The sequence below is a fragment of the Anaerobacillus sp. ABD4_527 genome, from assembly GCF_056160805.1.
Genome location: NZ_JBSWXZ010000002.1, coordinates 89,128 through 107,256 on the forward strand (window position 1 = coordinate 89,128; position 18,129 = coordinate 107,256).

Below are 18,129 nucleotides of genomic sequence, written 5' to 3' on the forward strand. Positions count from 1 at the left end.
GGATAACAAGCCTTCTTTGGCACCTTTTTGTCTTTTTCTGCCTAGGTTAGAAAATATATTGGAAGCGGGGAAGAAATATGGTTCTAATCGGTAACATTGTTATATACATCATAATGATTTGTGCGATAGCGGGAGCGATTGCTTCGATAAAAAATAGTGAGGAAGGTATCGGAGGCCAATTCATGGAAGGAATCCATTCTATTGGGCATATTTTCGTACCAGCTGCTGGTATCATGGCTTCAATCCCTTACCTTTCTTGGTTAGTTAATACATTTGTTGGCCCTTTTTTCGAAAGAATAGGTGCTGATCCTGCAATTGCTGCAACGGCAATCTTAGCTTCAGATATGGGAGGATACCAGTTAGCAGAAGCGCTTCAGCAATCTTATGAAGGGTGGATCATGGCCTTAATCGTCGGTTTTATGGCAGGGGCAACAATAGTGTTCTCGATACCAATGGGATTAGCAATGCTTGATAAACGAGATCACAAATATATGGCTCTTGGAATTATGTCGGGAGTACTGACGATTCCAATTGGTGTATTCATATCTAGTGTCATCATAACGATGACGAATTCCAAAGTAAGAGATGTGATTTCGACGAACACTGAATCAACCTATGAATTCACAATAAGTTATCTTAAAATATTTGCGAATCTTACCCCACTACTTATTTTTGTTATAGCGATTGCGGTAGGATTATATTTCCTTCCAGATTTAATGATCAAAGGATTTATGTGGTTCGGTAGAATATTAGATGCGGCTATTAAGCTAGTACTTGTATTTTCTATCGTAGAGATATTTACAGGTGTTTTCACAAATGTTTTTGGAGGATGGGGTTTCGATCCAATCATGGCGGATGCAGATGATCAATTTAGAGCTTTGGAAACCGCTGGATATATTGGAATTATGTTAGCAGGTGCGTTCCCAATGGTTTATTTATTGAGGAAATTTGCAGCGAAACCACTAGAATCCTTGGGAAGAAAACTTGGATTGAGTACTGTAGGAAGTGCAGGGCTTGTCGCAACAATTGCGAATATACTTGCTATGTTTAAGCTGATTCGCTCTATGCCTCCTAAAGATAAAGTAATTAACATTTCCTTTGGTGTTTGTGCGGCATTTTTATTAGGTGATCACCTTTCGTTCACTGCAAACTTTCAGCCGACATTAATTCTACCAATAATTGTTGGTAAACTTTCTGCAGGTATCATTGCAATTGCCATAGCAAATTGGATATCGGTTCCAAAAGCAAGGGAACTTGAACGTCTGGACAGGGAAAAAGGCATCATTGGAGAAGATGAATATTTAGAAAAAGAAATGGAAAATGAAGTTGCAGTTGCATCGGAGGGAAAATAACATGAATGAAGAAAAAAAGAGATTTATCCAAGAGTTCGTTCCAGGAAAACAAATTACGTTAAGTCACTTGATTGCGAACCCAGATCAAGACATGTTCGAGAAATTAGGGATTGAAGAGTCTGGTGCCCTTGGCATACTTACTTTAACACCGAGTGAAACAGCCATTATAGCAGGGGATTATGCGACAAAAGCGGCTCACGTCAAGATAGGCTTTCTTGACCGTTTCACTGGCAGCCTGGTATTGCTAGGAAGTGTTTCAGAAGTGGATATGGCTATGCAAGAGGTGAACAGATTTTTATCAGAAACCCTTGGTTACACTCCTTCTAATATAACGAAATCATAGTGAATGGTAGAAGGGAGAGGGAAAGAATGACTAAACAAAATCGTTGCATGATTTTAGGATCTATTGGAGCTGGGAAGTCTACTCTAACAAAAGCACTATTAGGAAAAGAGGGAAGAGCTTTAAAGACGCAAAGTCTTAATTATGATGATTGGATTGTTGATACGCCAGGTGAGTATACTGAAAATCCAATGTACTATAAAAATATAATGGCTACTTCACTAGAAGTCACACATGTGATGTATATCCAGGATGCCACGAAGAAGAAAACGATTTTTCCACCAGGGTTCAGCACAGGAATTAATAAGCTACCTATAGGTGTTGTGACCAAAGCTGACTCCGAGAAGGCAGATATCAATAAGGCGATCGAACAACTTAAACGTGTGATACCGAAAGGGCCGATTGTCATTACTTCTGCTGAGCAAGGGACAGGGGTGAAGTTCTTACGCGAATTAGTTCATTTAAATAACAACGAGGAAATGAGAAGGTATGTAGAAAGTCAGGGCAGCAATCATCTGATTTTTAATGAAACCCTTTACAAGTAGCGTGATTTAATTTAATATTCAGAATAGATGAAGTCAAAAAATGAATGAAACTCAGGCAAAGGCGCCTTATACTTCTATCCCATCCGGATAGCATGTATGAGGTGTCTTTTTTTGTTGCAACGGAGGAATCGTATGGACCGTAAAAAAAGAGAAGAACTGCTGAGTGCAGGAATCGATATTGGAACAAGCACAACGAAGCTCGTAATAAGTAAGTTCTCTTTAACGAATACAGCGGGAAGTACACACATGCCCCGTATTGAAATAACCGATACTGAAGTCATTTACAGAAGTCCGATTTTCAGAACTCCTCTAAAGTCAGGGAATGAAATCGACATGGATGAAGTAGAACGTATCGTTTTATCTCAATATCAAGAGGCAGGAGTTTCTGTAGATGATATTCAGACTGGAGCAGTTATCATTACCGGTGAAACGGCTACAAAAACAAATGCTGAAGAGATGATCAATCATCTATCCAACCATGCTGGTGAATTTCTGGTCGCAACCGCTGGTCCTGATTTAGAAAGTATTATAGCTGGAAAAGGATCAGGGGCACATGCATATTCAAAACAAACGAATCGAACGATTGCCAATATCGACATTGGTGGTGGAACAGCGAATGTAGCGGTATACAAATACGGAAAGCTCCTTGGCACTTGTACGCTTCATATTGGTGGCAAGTTAATTGAATTCAAGAATGGAGTAGTTAACTATATTGCACCGCCTGTAAAAAGGATTGGAGATCAACTGAACCTGCAGGTAGAAGTGGGTAAGAGCTATTCTGAAAAAGAGCTTAAAAAGCTGACAGATTATATGGCTCAAACAATCGTGAACATGCTGGAACAGAAGTTGAATGAATCTGATGAATTGCTAGTGGGGGATAAACCGAATTGGGAAGGCAAAGTCGATGCCATCATGTTCTCGGGAGGCGTTTCTGAATGCATCTATCATCCTGATATATGTAGCACAACAGGGATATATGATGACATTGGTGTCTTACTAGCTAAATCATTAACAAGTCACTCTGAACTTTCATCATGGGAATGGTTAGAACCGAACGAAACAGTCAGAGCAACGGTTTTAGGAGCCGGAACACAAACTACAGAGATTAGCGGTGCAACAATTCAGGTTGATAATGACGCGTTACCCATTAGAAATCTTCCGGTATACAGGATTTCATTTAGTGGGGACTTTCAATCAAATTTATCACTTCTCCCTCAATTGATAGAAGAAGGCATTCAAATCTTTGATCCTAAAAAGGAAGGGCAAAATTTTGCTTTATATTTAACGGAATTACCTCTATTAGGATTTAAGGACATGCAGCATTTATCAGACGCACTCATAAAAGCTGTTAAAAAGAAAGTTTCAACACAACCCCTGATCATCGTTTTAGAGCGTGATCTTGCGAAATCTCTAGGTCAAACCTTACGAACCATAAATGCTGAGCAACCAACAGTATGTATCGATCAAATAAATATCGAGCATGGTGACTATTTGGATATAGGAAGATTACTAGAATCTGGCGTCGTTCCAGTAGTAATCAAAACATTGACGTTTCAGAAATAGGAAGGAGGCAGAATGTTGAATTTAGCAACCACTTATTTAGGACATACCTATCAGTTCTCATCCTTAAAAAGCCTTCTTGCGAAAGCAAATGAGGAGAAATCAGGTGACCGGTTAGCAGGTATAGGAGCAGAATCGGTGCAGGAGCGTATTGCAGCTAAGGAAATTCTCAGTGAATTAACGCTCCAAGATATTCGTAATCACCCTCTTCTTTCTCCAGAGGAGGATGAAGTATCTAGAATAATAGAATCAGAAGTCAATGAAAAGATCTATAACTCTATCAAAAATTGGTCAGTAGCCGAACTGAGAGAATATATACTAGCCACTGAAACATCAGGTGAGGATCTTAAAAGAATTAGTCGAGGTATGAACAGTGAAATGATTGCTGCTGTTGGCAAAATCATGTCTAATTTAGACCTGATCCATGCTGCGAATAAGCTCGAAGTTCAAACGAAATGTAACACTACAATCGGGCAAAAGGGTGTGTTGTCTTCACGGTTACAACCCAACCATCCGACTGATAACGTTGATGGCATGCTTGCATCGCTCAAGGAAGGCTTATCATATGGAATTGGGGATGCGGTGATTGGGATAAACCCAGTTGAAGAATCAGTAGAGAGTGTGAAACGTCTTCTCCATGCCACACATGACTTTATAAAAGAATGGAAGATACCGACTCAGAATTGTGTATTAGCTCATGTAACCGCACAAATGAAAGCGATTCAACAAGGAGCTCCTGCTGATATGATTTTCCAAAGTATAGCCGGAACTGAAACCGCAAATCGGTCCTTCGGTATCGATGCGAAGCTTTTAGAAGAAGCGAATGAATTAGCGAAGGTTGAAGGGACTGGAACGGGGCCGCAACGGTTGTATTTTGAGACAGGACAAGGATCTGAGCTGTCGGCAGAAGCTCATCATGGAATTGACCAGATGACGCTAGAGTCAAGAAATTATGGTTTTGCGCGTTACTATGATCCGTTCATTGTAAATACCGTTGTCGGTTTTATAGGTCCTGAGTATCTTTATAACAACAAACAGGTGATAAGGGCAGGACTTGAAGATCATTTTATGGGTAAGATGCACCTCATTCCGATGGGCGTTGATATTTGTTATACAAACCATACGAAAGCGGATCAAAACGATATAGAAGATCTAGGTGTTCTTCTCACTACGTCTGGTGTGAATTTTATAATTGCTACTCCGATGGGAGATGACTGTATGTTGAACTATCAGTCTATGAGTTTCCATGACGTTGCAACGTTACGACAAACATTTAATAAACGCCCTTCTCCTTTATTTGAAGAATGGCTTGAGAAGATGGAAATAGTAAAAAATGGGGAACTTACGCATTTAGCTGGTGACCCTACGATCTTTACAAGATAGGAGGGTCTAAATGGATTCAAAAATGGTAGAGAAGGTCACAAAACTAGTTCTATCCAGAATGCAGGAAGAGTCTCATTCAAAAGTTGACGAAGAACGAGTGAATATTTGGGACCATACGACTAAGCAACCAAAAGCCGAATCAATTATATCTTCTCCTCGTTCATCTGAAGAAGTAGGAGTTGGAAGAGTAACGTTTTCCCCTTTTCCTTCAACAAAAAAGGAAGAAGGTAAAGGTATGAAGTCAGTTTTGAATGCATCGCCTATACCTGAAAAAACACAAGAAAGAACACAAGAAAGAACACAAGAAAGAACACAAGAAAGAACACAAGAAAGAACACAAGAAAGAACACAAGAAAGAACACAAGAAAGAACTAATAATGGAAACAGCGATGATCTCAAACATTTGACGAATAGTACACCTGCGCGTATTGGGGTAGGACGGGCTGGCGTGAGACCAAAGACAGATGCTTGGTTACGATTTAGGTATGACCACGCAGCCGCAGTTGATGCTGTCTATGGAAATGTGGATAAAAATCTCTTAGATGCTCTAGATCTATTTTCAGTGAATACGAAAGTAACGGATAAAGAGACGTATATCAGGCGGCCAGATTACGGCAGAAAATTATCAGATGAAGCAAAAAAGACGATTAAAAGTAAGTGTATGCATTCTCCACAAGTTCAGATCATTGTTTCTGATGGATTAAGTTCGAAAGCAATCAATGAAAATCTTGAGGACGTTTACCTTTCCCTGCAGCAATCTTTGGATAATCTAGGTTTTGATGTTGGGACACCATTTTTCATTGAAAAAGGCAGAGTTGCAGTGATGGACGATGTTGGAGAGGCGTTAGAGCCAGAAGTTGCAATTTTACTTATAGGGGAACGACCGGGATTGATAAGTGCAGAATCACTCAGCGCTTATTTATGTTATAAGCCTAGACTAAACACAATTGAATCAGATCGAATGGTGATTTCCAATATTCACAGTGGTGGTATTCCTCCAGTTGAAGCGGGCGCTTATCTAGGAAGTGTGATTGAGAAGGTATTGAAATATGAAGCAAGTGGTGTCGCCCTTGTGAAAAAGGAAGGGTAGGTGAACCTCATTAAATTAGTACCTATTTTTGCGAATGTCTTGTCAGTACGAATTATTCCAAATGTTGAGCCTCTTTTAGCTAGAAAATTGAAGGTCAAAGATCGTCATCGAAGTCTTGGTATTTTTACAGTGGATATGGATGACATAGGTGTAACCGCTTTGGATGAAGCAACGAAACGGGCTGACGTGGAGGTTGTATACGCTCAATCATTCTACGCAGGTGCAGACCATGCATCTGGTCCGCTTTCAGGTGAATTCATTGGTATTCTTTCAGGTCCCAATCCAGACGAAGTGAAAAGCGGAATACAAGCTGTTGAACATGTGGTGGAAAGCGGGGCACATTTCGAAGCGCTCAACGAAGAAAAAACACATGCTTTATATGCTCATGTTATCTCAAGAACTGGATCGTTTTTGTCAAAGGAAGCTGACATAGAGCCAGGACAATCACTCGCTTATCTTATTGCTCCACCTTTGGAATCAACATATGGAATAGATGCTGCTTTGAAGTCGTCTGATGTTAAGCTTTCAACCTATTATGGTCCGCCAACTGAGACTAATTTTGGCGGGGGGTTAGTAACGGGTTCTCAAGCGTCCTGCCAAGCAGCAGCTGATGCTTTTCGAGAAGCTGTGATAGAGGTGGCCAATGCACCTAAGCACTATTAGATATACCAAGAAGGGAGAGTACAGTATTGAACTTTGATCATGACTTGCAATCGATTCAAGAGATGAGAAATGCAGTTAAGCGAGCAAACGAAGCACAGAAGAAGTTTGAAGAATTTACGCAAGAACAAGTTGACCATATCGTGAAAAAAGTTGCGGATGCTGCATTTCAACAATCCTATAGACTTGCTGAATTGGCGGTTTCCGAAACTGATATGGGGGTTGTAGAACATAAGGAGATTAAAAATCAAGTTGGTTCTAGAGATGTATATGAGTCGATAAAAGACGAAAAAACAGTCGGAATCATCCATGAAGATAAAGTGAATCAAGTGACTGAGTTTGCTTATCCATTCGGAGTGGTAGCAGCGATTATACCAACTACCAATCCCACATCTACAGCTTTTTTTAAAACGTTAATCTCGTTAAAATCACGAAATGGAATTGTAGTCAGTCCTCATCCTTCTGCAGTCAACTGTACAGTTGAAGCGCTTAAGGTTTGTTATGAGGCAGCTATTGAAGCAGGGGCTCCAGAGGGAATTATTGGTTGGATTTCAAAGCCTTCAATGGCTGCAACCACAGAATTAATGAGCCATAAAGGGATTAACGTGATTCTGGCTACGGGGGGAGGTGGTCTTGTAAAAGCGGCCTATAGTTCTGGAAAACCAGCCTATGGTGTTGGTCCGGGAAATGTTCCGGTTTATCTAGAAAAATCTTGCGATGTGAAGAAAGCTGCAGATATGGTGGTAACTAGTAAAACGTTTGATAATGGCACGATCTGTGCTACAGAACAGGCAATCGTAGTCGACCAAAATGTTAAAGAAATGACCATCCGTGAGCTTAAGAATAACAGAGCATACTTTTTGAATAGTGAAGAAAAACAAAAATTAGAAAATACAATTTCTCCTATCAAAGGAAAATTGAATCCAAAAATTGTAGGTCGTTCTGCTTCAAGGATTGCGAAAATGGCAGGTATTGATGTTCCTTCGGATACTAGTGTCCTTATAGCAGAGGAAGATAAGGTTGGAAAAGATATACCTTTCTCAATAGAGAAGCTTTCTCCTATCTTTCCTCTATACACATCCAAAGACGAAGATGATGCAAAGCGGATTTGTTTAGAATTGCTGAATTTAGGAGGTAGAGGGCACACCCTTTCATTGCATACAACAGATGATCGTGTAGCAAAAAGGTTCGGAAGAGAAATGCCTGTATCAAGGTTGGTCGTTAATACATTATCAAGTATCGGTGCGGTTGGTGGAACAACAGGCTTAAAACCTTCTTTAACGTTGGGTTGTGGGTCGTATGGAGGGAACATTACCTCTGATAATATTACCGCTCGTCACTTGATGAATACGAAGCGTTTAGCGTATGGAATAAAAGACGTTACTGTCCCAAAACCATCTTCAAATAGATCAGTAAAAGAAAAAGATTCAATGAAACCAAAAGATGAAGACCTTGAAAAGATTGTCGAGAGAGTACTTAAGAATATTGATACTCAAGAGGTAGATGCAGAACAAGTATCTTCCATTGTAAATAGAGTTGTAAGTCAATACCAATAAAAATTAGGAGGAATTTATAATGGCAATTAATGGCGCGCTAGGAATGATCGAGACTAAAGGGTTAGTAGCATCAGTGGAGGCGGCAGATGCAATGGTAAAGGCTGCAAATGTTAATTTGGTTGGTAAAGTACATGTTGGTGGAGGAATTGTAACGATCTTAGTGAGTGGAGACGTTGGGGCGGTAAAAGCAGCTACGGAATCAGGTAGTGCTGCAGCTCAAAGAGTAGGAGAGTTGCTTTCTGTACACGTAATCCCACGCCCTCACAATGAATTAGATGGTATTCTACCAAAACTTGAAGGAATCAATCAATAAACTTATTAGGTTGCAATTACTTTCTGAGAAAGGGCTTTAATGGAAAGTGAGGAAAGCGGTATGGATGTACAGAACATAGATAAAATTGTAGATGAAGTGATCACTCAACTTCGCAAAAAACAAAGTTCAGAAATTCCTATGGCGGTGTCAGCGAGACACTGCCATTTGGATAAAAACGCAATGAATGCTTTGTTTGGAAAGGGAAGTGAGTTGACCAAGAAAGCAGATTTATCTCAACCGGGTCAATTCGCAGCGAATGAAACCATCACTATTGTTGGACCATCAGGAAGTATTGAAAGAGTGAGAGTATTAGGTCCGCAAAGAAGAGCTACTCAGGTAGAAGTAAGTCAAACTGATGCAGTCAAATTAGGTTTAGCCCCACCTATCCGTGAGTCTGGTAATATCGAAGGTTCTTGCCCCATAACACTCGTAGGACCAAGTGGGAGCATTTATTTGAATGAAGGACTTATCATCGCCCAATCCCATATTCATATGGGCACTGAAGATGCAGAAGATATGGGATTACAGGATGGGGATTATGTGAAAGTCCGTGTAGATGAAGGAAAAAGGCCGATACAGTTTGAGAATGTATTAATTAGAGTCTCGTCGAAATATCGATTGGAAATGCATATCGATACCGATGAAGCAAATGCAGGTTCTATCAAATCAGGTCAAAAAGGGATCTTGATAAATGATTGATAGAACTACTATAGAAAAAATCGTTGTTGATATCTTAAAGGAAAAGGGATTCACGAGTAGGGAGGCCAAACCGACCTTACTCGTGATTTGTTCAAAAGAACCAGAAGCAAAAACTCTCGCTACACTCCAGGATTATTGGGAACCGATCGTCATTAATCCAAATACGGATGATCTACCTAATAAAGTAGAGGAAGCAGTTTTTCTAAATGTGAATCAAGACCTTTTAGTTAAGAGCGCAATAGGAATTACAGATACAAATGTGAGTCTTATTTTTTCAGAGTTGATGATGAAAGGGAGTAAAATCTACTTTGAATCAGAAACGTTATTAGATCGTTTCATTAATGATAGAAACGTTGGAACAGTAAATTCATCTTACAGAGAGCAACTGAAACAATACTACGAAAAAGTAGTGAAATATGGCGTTTCTTTTACAAAGCTAGAGGACATTAAACCAATGAATTCACCATATCACTCACCTGCTCATGAGGATATGAGACGATATAATGAAAAACTTTTAACACAATCGATAATAGAATCCTGGGATAATGAAGAAATCATCATTTCCAGTGATACGATCGTTACTCCTATGGCCCGAGACGCAGCAAGAGAACGAAGTATATTGATTCGAAAACAAGTGTCACAGGGGGGCGAATAATGATCTTAGGCGAAGTTATAGGGAATCTATGGGCAACGCGAAAAGAAGAGGGACTTACTGGGCTGAAGTTTTTAGTTGTTCGGCCAGTTTCATCTATACAGAATTCTAGTCAATCAAACCTAGTTGCTGTTGACCGAATTGGTGCAGGTGTAGGAGATAAGGTCATGGTTACAAGAGGGAGTTCGGCCTCCAATATAGAGGTAGACAATCCGATACCGATAGACGCTATCATCATTGGCATTGTAGATGCTGTAGAAGTTGAAAGAGGTGAAGAGAATGGCTAAAGCTTTAGGCATGATTGAAACAAGAGGTCTGATTGGCTCAATTGAAGCTGCAGATGTCATGGTTAAAGTAGCAGATGTTAAGCTGGTCAATCAAGAAAAGATCGATGCTGCATTAGTCACCGTTTTTGTAGAAGGTGATGTTAGTGCAGTTCAAGCAGCTGTAGATGCAGGAAAAGAAGCTGCTCAACGGGTGGGAGAGCTTGTTGCTCATTATGTGATTCCTCATCCTGATGAGGGAACAAGTAACATACTTAAGAAAACTGATGAAAACAAAAAAGAGAATCGAGAAAAAGAAGATGATATCGAAGAACAAGCTACGAAAGCTAAATCTAAATCTTCTGGTCGAACTTCAAAAGCAACCCAAGAACCAAAAAAGGAAACAAGTAAAACGTCATAGTAATTCTATTCGTTGTATGGAGGTGATTAAATGACTTTTAATAGAAAAAAATTTGCAGTTATTGGAGCGGGATTCACAGGAACAACAACAGCACTAATGCTTGCACAAAAGGAGCTTGGTGATGTCGTTCTAGTAGACATTCCTTCAATGGACAACCCTACAAAAGGCAAGGCATTAGATATGCTAGAAGCGAGTCCTGTTCAGAAATTCAATTCTACTATAACGGGTACGTCAGATTATAAAGATATTAAAGACGCAGATATGGTAATCATAACTGCAGGTATACCTAGAAAACCAGGTATGAGTAGAGATGACTTGATCGCTACTAACTCAAAGATAATGAAGGATGTTTCTGAGAAAATCGTTCAGTATGCACCTGAAAGTTATATTTTAGTATTAAGTAACCCAGTCGATGCGATGACTTATGTTTGTTATAAAACGACTGGATTCCCAAAAAATCGTGTGATTGGACAATCTGGTGTGTTAGATACGGCGCGATTTAATACGTTTGTAGCACAAGAACTAGGTATCTCGGTTGAAGATGTTACAGGATTTGTCTTAGGAGGACATGGTGACAGTATGGTGCCATTGGTTCGTTATTCTCATGCAGGTGGTATTCCTTTAGAAAAGCTGCTAGCTGAAGATAAAATAGATGCCATCGTAGAAAGAACACGAAAAGGAGGAGGAGAAATAGTATCCTTGCTGGGTCAAGGAAGTGCCTATTACGCTCCAGCAGCCTCTCTCGTGGAAATGGCCGAAGCAATTGTAAAAGACAAGAAGAGAATTTTACCATCTATCGCTTATCTCGAAGGTGAGTATGGATATGAGAACATCTATCTTGGTGTTCCAACAATACTTGGCGGAAATGGAATAGAAAGTGTCATTGAACTTCCTCTACATTCTAGCGAAAAAGAGGCACTTGATCGCTCTGCTGAGACTGTAAAACAAACCTTAACATTGGTATAAAGTTAACAGAGAGCGTGATAGTAACTTAAAGGGAGCTTCCAAAAGTGGAAGTTCCCTTTTTTAGTCGTAAAGCTTGTGACCAAAAAGACCAAAATGTCCAATATGTTCTAAATATTCAAAATTAATAATGTAACCGTTACCATAAATGAAGAATATAAGAAGCGGAGGGGTTAATGGTGAAAACAAAAGTTTTAGGGATTGTGTTACTTGCACTCGCGATGATTATTTCTGCTTGTGGCGGTGGCAGTAATTCAGCAGGTGGAGATAATGGTGAAAGTTCTGGTTCATCTCAATCTCTCGTATTTGGTACAGGAGGCACGTCTGGTACATATTATCCGATTGGTGGAGCGCTCAAGCCAATTTTTGAACAAAGTGATTCGATCGGGAACATTACCGTGGAATCGACTGGAGCTTCAGTAGCAAACATTCAGAACATCCAGGATGGATTGAACCAGATGGCGATCGTAATGAGTGACGTAGCATATGACGCTGTTGAAGGAAAAGGGCAGTTTGAAGGCAATAAAGTAGATGTACAAGCACTAGCAGGCATGTACCAGAACGTCGTACAAATCGTAGCGACAGAAGATAGCGGTATCGAATCTGTCGAAGATTTGAAAGGGAAAAAAGTTGGTGTAGGTAAGGTTGGTTCAGGCGTTGAACAGAGTGCAAAGAAAGTACTTGAAGCAGTGAACTTAACGTATGACGATATGTCGAAAGTAACGCATACGGGATATGCGGATAGTGTTCAAGAAATGAAGAATGGAAATTTAGATGCAGCATTCTTTACTTCTGGGGTTCCTAACAGTAATATCACGGATCTTATGCAGCAAAACGATATCACGTTCGTTGAGATCAAAGGTGAAACTGCAGAAGCGCTGAAAGAAAAATATCCGTTCTACAAAGACTACACGATCCCGGCTGGTGACGAAGCAAAATATAACCTTGATAATGAAGTTGTCACTGTTGGAATTCAAAATATGATCGTCGTTTCAAAAGACCTCGATGAAGAGACAGTGAAAGATCTAACAAAACGTTACTATGACTACCTTGGTACCGATGAAGTCGCTGTAGGAGCGCTAAAGCAGCTCGACCGTGACGAAATCGCGAAAGGTCTTATCGCACCGCTTCATCCAGGCGCGAAAGCATTCTATGAGGAACAAGGCATACTTGAATAGAACGAAACGGGGGCATCGTCAAGGTGCTCCCCTTTTTCTAACGTTGTTCTTCCTTTTAACTCTCGTTTTGTTACTCGCTATTCAAAAAAATGTGCTGTTAGTAGAGGAAGAGAACGAGGTGATCGATGTGTTTCTCACTGCAGATACCTTTTCTGTGAGGTGGGAGCATTCTGTTGAGAAGGAAGAATGGGAGGAGTTTTTTAAAGTCGAAGGATCTGAACTTATAGTGACTCATACTCGGTTTAAAACGTTTGGAGCTGGTGTACCCAGTCATGCTGGTAAAAAGACGTATATCAAAGATGGCTGGGTGTACATGACAGGACTCGATCAGTCGGTCGGTGATAGCCTGTTTATTCGAACCGGTGATAAGACGAAACACCGATTAACAGTAGCTGGACAAGGCGAAAAGCTTAAGGCAAACAGTTCTTATCATATAACTGTTAAAAAACTTAATCTACTAAGAGCTTTGCTAGTAAAACTTACATGTTAGGTGAGGTGCATGATCGTGAAAAAGAAAAATGTAGAAGAATACGACCGCGAGAGCAACGTCCGGTCGACTGATAACGGAATACTAAAAGTCGTGATTACCGTGTTAGCAGCTGGTTTAGCATTGTTTCACCTCTATACCGCTTATGCAGGATCGCTCGTTGATATTCAACAGCGAAGCATTCATTTATATACGTTGATGGCACTTGGGTTCCTCATGTATCCATTCCTTAAGAAAAAGGCCGGCAAAGGTACACCGATCTATGATTACATATTGTTTGGACTCGCGATGGCTGCTGGTGTGTACATGTTGTTCACCGCGGAAAGAATCATTCAATCTGGAGGACAGATCAACACGACTGATTTCATCGTAGGGAGCGTGATCATCGTTCTTTTATTCGATATTACGAGAAGGGTGACAGGATGGGGGCTTACTTTACTAGGTGCCGCGTTTCTTGTGTACGGGTTTTATGTAAAGCTATCAATCTATCCACAGTTGACTGAGCAGGTCGTTTTCAGTGTATCAAAGCAAATCATCTCCCAGATTGTATTTATTACAGAAGGAATACTAGGGACAGCGATCGGCGTATCAGCGAGCTACATCATTCTTTTCATTCTTTTCGGCGCATTCCTAAGTCGATCAGGGATGGGACAACTTTTCAATGATCTTGCGCTAGCTGTAGCAGGACACACGAAGGGTGGACCAGCAAAAGTTGCTGTTATTGCGAGTGGATTTTTAGGTTCGATCAATGGTTCAGCGATCGCAAACGTCGTAACGACAGGTGCTTTCACCATTCCGTTGATGAAAAAGATCGGCTATCACCGGAACTTTGCTGGAGCTGTTGAGTCTGCAGCGAGTGTTGGTGGGCAAATCTTACCTCCGATCATGGGAGCGGCAGCGTTCATCATGGCGGAAAACTTGAATGTTCCTTATACGAAAATCATTCTTGCAGGGATTATCCCCGCGCTTCTTTTCTATATCGGGATACTGCTTCAAGTTCATTTCCGCGCAGCAAAACGCGGCTTAAAAGGGTTACCGAAGACAGAATTACCTACTGTTAAGGAAGTGCTCGCAGAACGTGGGCATCTGATCATTCCAATGCTAATCTTGCTTTACTTGCTTTTCTCAGGGAAAACACCGTTCTTTGCAGCATTTTGGGCAATCATTGCGACAGTCGTGATTTCGGCATCAAAGCGGATGCTTCCGGTCATTTCGTTACTAGGGTTATTCTTGATCTTCCAACCACAGATTACAGCGCTTCTTTCAGGAAATGCTAGCCCTAATTTACGAGGCGACTGGTGGGAGCTGTTGTTAATCATTGCAGTTCCATTCGTCATCAATGTGTGGAGACGAATGCTGAACTTGCAAGCAGAAGAGATTGGCATTGTAGACAGTGTTCAGGCGTTAGAAGAAGGTGCGAAAACGACCGTTCCTGTCGCAATTGCATGTGGTGCTGTAGGAATCGTCGTTGGGATCGCATCCCTTACAGGAGTTGCGCTTGAAATCGCCAATAGTATCGTAAGTATCGGTTCGATGGTTAATAGTCCATTGATTCAGCTCGTGATTACGCTTCTTCTTGCGATGGTGACGTCGATTATACTAGGTATGGGACTACCAAGTATTCCGACCTATATCATTACAAGTACGATGGCCGCACCGATCTTATTGCAGCTACCGCTCTTCAGAGAGCTAGCTGGATCACCAGAAACGGCAATTTTTGTTGCGCATATGTTTGTGTTTTACTTTGGAATCTTCGCAAACATCACCCCTCCTGTTGCGCTCGCAGCATTTGCAGGGGCTGGTATAAGTGGAGGAGATCCGAACAGGACTGGTTTCCAAGCGATGAAGCTAGCGATCGCAGGATTTATCGTTCCGTTTATGTTTGTTTTCTCTCATGAAATGTTGATGGTCGATGCAACTGTGATGAACATCTTGTTGATCGCGATCACATCACTGATCGGTGTGTTTTTATTATCGGTTACAGCAGAAGGGTATTTCCTCACATCACTTTCTGGCTGGATGAGACTCATCACAGGAATCGGAGCCATCCTTTTGATCTATCCTGGTCTGATTACGGATGCGGTTGGAGCGATCGTCTTTATTTTAGTCATGGTCACGAATATTAGTAGAAACAAAGCGAATGAAGAAACGATATCGGCTTAAGAAAGGACTGATTCGATGGATTTAGGATTAAAGGGAAAATCGGTTGTCGTTACGGCTGCTAGTAAAGGACTTGGAAAAGCAACTGCACTAGCTTTTGCGAGAGAAGGTGCTTCTGTCATCATATCGAGTCGGAACAGCGAAGAACTACAAAAAGCATGCGAAGATATCATTGAAGTGACTCAAAATGAAAATGTTTCTTATCACGTGTGTGATGTGAAAAATGCAGAAGACATTAAGGACCTCATGAACGTGGCTGTTGAGAAGAACGGCTCGATCGATGTTCTGATCAACAATGCTGGCGGCCCTCCAGCTGGTGGGTTCGAGCAGTTTTCGGATGAGGACTGGCAGAGTGCATTCGAATTGAATCTATTGAGTTTCGTAAGAACATCTCGAGCGGCAATCCCACACATGAAGAAGGCAGGAGGAGGGCGCATCGTGAACATCGCGTCTTCATCTATCAAACAATCATTGGATAATTTGATTCTATCAAACACGTTTCGAGCAGGCATTGTAGGATTAGCGAAAAGCTTATCACAGGAATATGCAGAGGATAACATCCTTGTAAACACTGTTGGTCCTGGAAGGATTGCGACTGAACGTGTCGAGCAGCTTGATGACATTCGTGCTGACAAACTAGGTGTAGCGGTGGAAGATTTAAAAGCACAAACAGAACAGTCGATTCCGATCAAGCGTTACGGAGAGCCTGATGAATTTGCCAAGATGCTCGTCTTTCTTGGGTCAGGAGCCAATACCTATGTAACGGGGCAATCGTTCGTTGTCGATGGCGGACTCGTAAAAGCTCTATAAAGAGAAAGAAGACTCAACTGATGTTGGGTCTTCTTTTTGCATCGTATGGGAATGAAATGTGAATCGATGTGCCGGTTTCATCAGAAGAACCGACCGAAATGGTCCCGTTGTGAGATTTTACGATATCAGAACAGATTGAAAGACCAATTCCTAGGCCTTTGTCCTTTGTGCTATAAAATGGGACACCGAAGTTTTTAATTTCTTCTTTAGACATGCCACATCCTTCGTCATTGATCGTGATCACAACTTCCGAGTCATGGATTGTCAGGCCGATCTCAATATCTCCGCCTTCAGACATCGCATCGATGGCGTTATTGATGAGATTGATCAACACCTGTTTGAATTGTGATTGATCAATATAAAGAGGTACATGGTCACCTGGATCTTTAAAGTAGAGATTCACCTTTTGTTTCTTGGCAGTACACTTCATTAACTTAACAGTGTCACTAATGATCGTGACAAGGTCACAATTCTTCTTTTGACTAACGCTTGGCTTTCCATATAGAACGAACTCGTTGACGAGATCATCGATTCGTTCTAGCTCAGATTTAATGATCTCCATATGTTTCGTTTGTCGTTTGTCAACATCAAGAATCTTTGTAAGGCCGATGATAGAGGTCAGCGGGTTTCGTATTTCGTGTGCGAATCCTGCACTCAGTTTTCCAATCGCTGAAAGCTTTTCAGATTGAACGACCTGGTTTTGAAGTTCGATATAAGAAGTGACGTCTTTGAACTGTCCGAATGCACCAATTAACATCCCATCATTAAAGAGAGGGAGGATATCAAATAGTACGGTTTTATGATGCTCTGAAAATGTGATTTCGACATTTTCAACGGGTACTTGTTCTCTTAATACATACAAGAAGCAAGGCGAAATATCTGGTAAGATCGTAATCATTTCGCCTACTGCAGAAGCACGGTCGTGTCCAGTGATTGTCTCTGCGCTCTTATTAAAGCTGCTGATCACGCCGTCTTTGTTTGTAATTACGATACCAAGCGGAGTGGTTTCCATCAGCACTTGGTTATTGATATGTAGTTCCTGATTTTGTTTCTGTGTGTTGATTTCTCTTTCGATCGAATCAACGGCTGATGAGAGAAGCCCTAAGTGAAATTCGGACGCATGATCTTTACTTGTCATCAACGAGACCGTTCCAGCTGTTTCGCCCTTGTTAATCGTAAAAGGAACAGAAAAACAAGCAACGTTTTCGAAACAATCATGGTAATGATCATCACCGATCAACTGGATGGGTTCACCATACTTCAGTGCGAGAATGATAGAGTTGGTTCCTGCTTCTTCCTCATGAAACTGTATTCCATTCCTTATTCCGAGAGTAGTGACCATCCTTTGAATGCTATCATCTCCATATGAATCCAACACGTGCCCCTCTGCATCTGTCGTTACGATATAAGTCGGTGTTCCCGATAAGAAACTGATCAGCTTCTGCATGAATTCTCGTATCGTTGACAGTGACTGTCCGTACTCTAGTTGTCTTTCTTTAAGTTGTTCTGAAGAAAGAGAGTTTGTTAGAACAGGAATTGTTGTAGGATCTAGTGCGTATACATGCCTGCATTTATATTTAGATGTCTCGATGTAGTGTATAGGATGACTCATTATAATCCTCTTTCCTTGCGAACTGTATTACCCTTATTGTAAAGGAATCTGCGATGAAAGAAAAATCCTGCAAAAAAAGTCCTCT

At 41.0% G+C, this 18,129-nt stretch carries 19 protein-coding genes; 18 read left to right on the plus strand and 1 reads right to left on the minus strand.

All coding sequences use genetic code 11. The features are described from left to right. Positions 1–77: 77 nt before the first annotated feature. The 18 genes from eutH to ACXAHI_RS12740 all read left to right on the plus strand — a co-directional run bounded on the left by eutH (position 78) and on the right by ACXAHI_RS12740 (position 16,432). Complete coding sequence (gene eutH / locus ACXAHI_RS12655) at positions 78–1,352, plus strand: ethanolamine utilization protein EutH (RefSeq protein WP_474848341.1); 1,275 nt, start codon at positions 78–80, stop codon at positions 1,350–1,352. Position 1,353: 1 nt separating this feature from the next. Beyond that, positions 1,354–1,695 (plus strand): ethanolamine utilization microcompartment protein EutS, encoded by a 342-nt coding sequence (eutS, locus tag ACXAHI_RS12660; protein ID WP_474848343.1) that lies wholly within the window; start codon positions 1,354–1,356, stop codon positions 1,693–1,695. A gap of 26 nt (positions 1,696–1,721) precedes the next feature. Beyond that, positions 1,722–2,237 (plus strand): EutP/PduV family microcompartment system protein, encoded by a 516-nt coding sequence (locus ACXAHI_RS12665; RefSeq protein ID WP_474848345.1) that lies wholly within the window; start codon positions 1,722–1,724, stop codon positions 2,235–2,237. A gap of 132 nt (positions 2,238–2,369) precedes the next feature. Then, a complete protein-coding gene (locus ACXAHI_RS12670) occupies positions 2,370–3,800 on the plus strand; it encodes an ethanolamine ammonia-lyase reactivating factor EutA (protein WP_474848347.1) in 1,431 nt (476 codons plus the stop codon). 12 nt (positions 3,801–3,812) lie between these two features. Further along, positions 3,813–5,180, plus strand: coding sequence for an ethanolamine ammonia-lyase subunit EutB (locus ACXAHI_RS12675; RefSeq protein ID WP_474848349.1), 1,368 nt, complete (start codon positions 3,813–3,815; stop codon positions 5,178–5,180). 10 nt (positions 5,181–5,190) lie between these two features. After that, complete coding sequence (gene eutC / locus ACXAHI_RS12680; protein WP_474848351.1) at positions 5,191–6,270, plus strand: ethanolamine ammonia-lyase subunit EutC; 1,080 nt, start codon at positions 5,191–5,193, stop codon at positions 6,268–6,270. A 9-nt stretch (positions 6,271–6,279) separates the two neighbouring features. Further along, complete coding sequence (gene eutL / locus ACXAHI_RS12685; protein WP_474849869.1) at positions 6,280–6,933, plus strand: ethanolamine utilization microcompartment protein EutL; 654 nt, start codon at positions 6,280–6,282, stop codon at positions 6,931–6,933. Positions 6,934–6,959: 26 nt separating this feature from the next. After that, positions 6,960–8,486, plus strand: coding sequence for an aldehyde dehydrogenase family protein (locus tag ACXAHI_RS12690; RefSeq protein WP_474848353.1), 1,527 nt, complete (start codon positions 6,960–6,962; stop codon positions 8,484–8,486). A gap of 19 nt (positions 8,487–8,505) precedes the next feature. Further along, on the plus strand, positions 8,506–8,799 hold the full coding sequence (locus ACXAHI_RS12695) for a BMC domain-containing protein (RefSeq protein WP_224883658.1): 294 nt from the start codon (positions 8,506–8,508) through the stop codon (positions 8,797–8,799). Positions 8,800–8,859: 60 nt separating this feature from the next. Beyond that, positions 8,860–9,498: a phosphate propanoyltransferase gene (locus ACXAHI_RS12700; RefSeq protein ID WP_474848355.1), complete on the plus strand. Its 639-nt coding sequence runs from the start codon at positions 8,860–8,862 to the stop codon at positions 9,496–9,498. Then, positions 9,491–10,153 carry a hypothetical protein gene (locus tag ACXAHI_RS12705; RefSeq protein WP_474848357.1) on the plus strand — a complete coding sequence of 221 codons (663 nt, stop codon included), beginning with the start codon at positions 9,491–9,493 and terminating at the stop codon, positions 10,151–10,153. The genes ACXAHI_RS12700 and ACXAHI_RS12705 overlap by 8 nt, the downstream gene beginning before the upstream one ends. Then, the gene (locus ACXAHI_RS12710) at positions 10,153–10,437 is read left to right on the plus strand and encodes a EutN/CcmL family microcompartment protein (protein ID WP_474813859.1); all 285 of its coding nucleotides are present in this window, start codon (positions 10,153–10,155) and stop codon (positions 10,435–10,437) included. The genes ACXAHI_RS12705 and ACXAHI_RS12710 overlap by 1 nt, the downstream gene beginning before the upstream one ends. Further along, entirely contained in the window at positions 10,430–10,834 is a 405-nt protein-coding gene (locus ACXAHI_RS12715) for a BMC domain-containing protein (protein ID WP_474848359.1), read from the plus strand. Before ACXAHI_RS12710 ends, ACXAHI_RS12715 begins: the two co-directional genes overlap by 8 nt. A gap of 30 nt (positions 10,835–10,864) precedes the next feature. Beyond that, entirely contained in the window at positions 10,865–11,800 is a 936-nt protein-coding gene (mdh, locus tag ACXAHI_RS12720) for a malate dehydrogenase (RefSeq protein WP_474848361.1), read from the plus strand. 176 nt (positions 11,801–11,976) lie between these two features. Continuing rightward, positions 11,977–12,975 (plus strand): TAXI family TRAP transporter solute-binding subunit, encoded by a 999-nt coding sequence (locus ACXAHI_RS12725; protein ID WP_474848363.1) that lies wholly within the window; start codon positions 11,977–11,979, stop codon positions 12,973–12,975. Beyond that, entirely contained in the window at positions 12,968–13,465 is a 498-nt protein-coding gene (locus ACXAHI_RS12730; RefSeq protein ID WP_474848365.1) for a DUF1850 domain-containing protein, read from the plus strand. Before ACXAHI_RS12725 ends, ACXAHI_RS12730 begins: the two co-directional genes overlap by 8 nt. Positions 13,466–13,480: 15 nt before the next feature. Continuing rightward, positions 13,481–15,625, plus strand: a complete 2,145-nt coding sequence (locus ACXAHI_RS12735) for a TRAP transporter permease (protein ID WP_474848367.1) — start codon at positions 13,481–13,483, stop codon at positions 15,623–15,625. Positions 15,626–15,640: 15 nt separating this feature from the next. Then, entirely contained in the window at positions 15,641–16,432 is a 792-nt protein-coding gene (locus ACXAHI_RS12740) for an SDR family oxidoreductase (RefSeq protein ID WP_474848369.1), read from the plus strand. A gap of 13 nt (positions 16,433–16,445) precedes the next feature. Here ACXAHI_RS12740 and ACXAHI_RS12745 read toward each other — a convergent pair whose 3' ends face one another. Continuing rightward, positions 16,446–18,044, minus strand: a complete 1,599-nt coding sequence (locus ACXAHI_RS12745) for an ATP-binding protein (RefSeq protein ID WP_474848371.1) — start codon at positions 18,042–18,044, stop codon at positions 16,446–16,448. Positions 18,045–18,129: the final 85 nt, after the last annotated feature.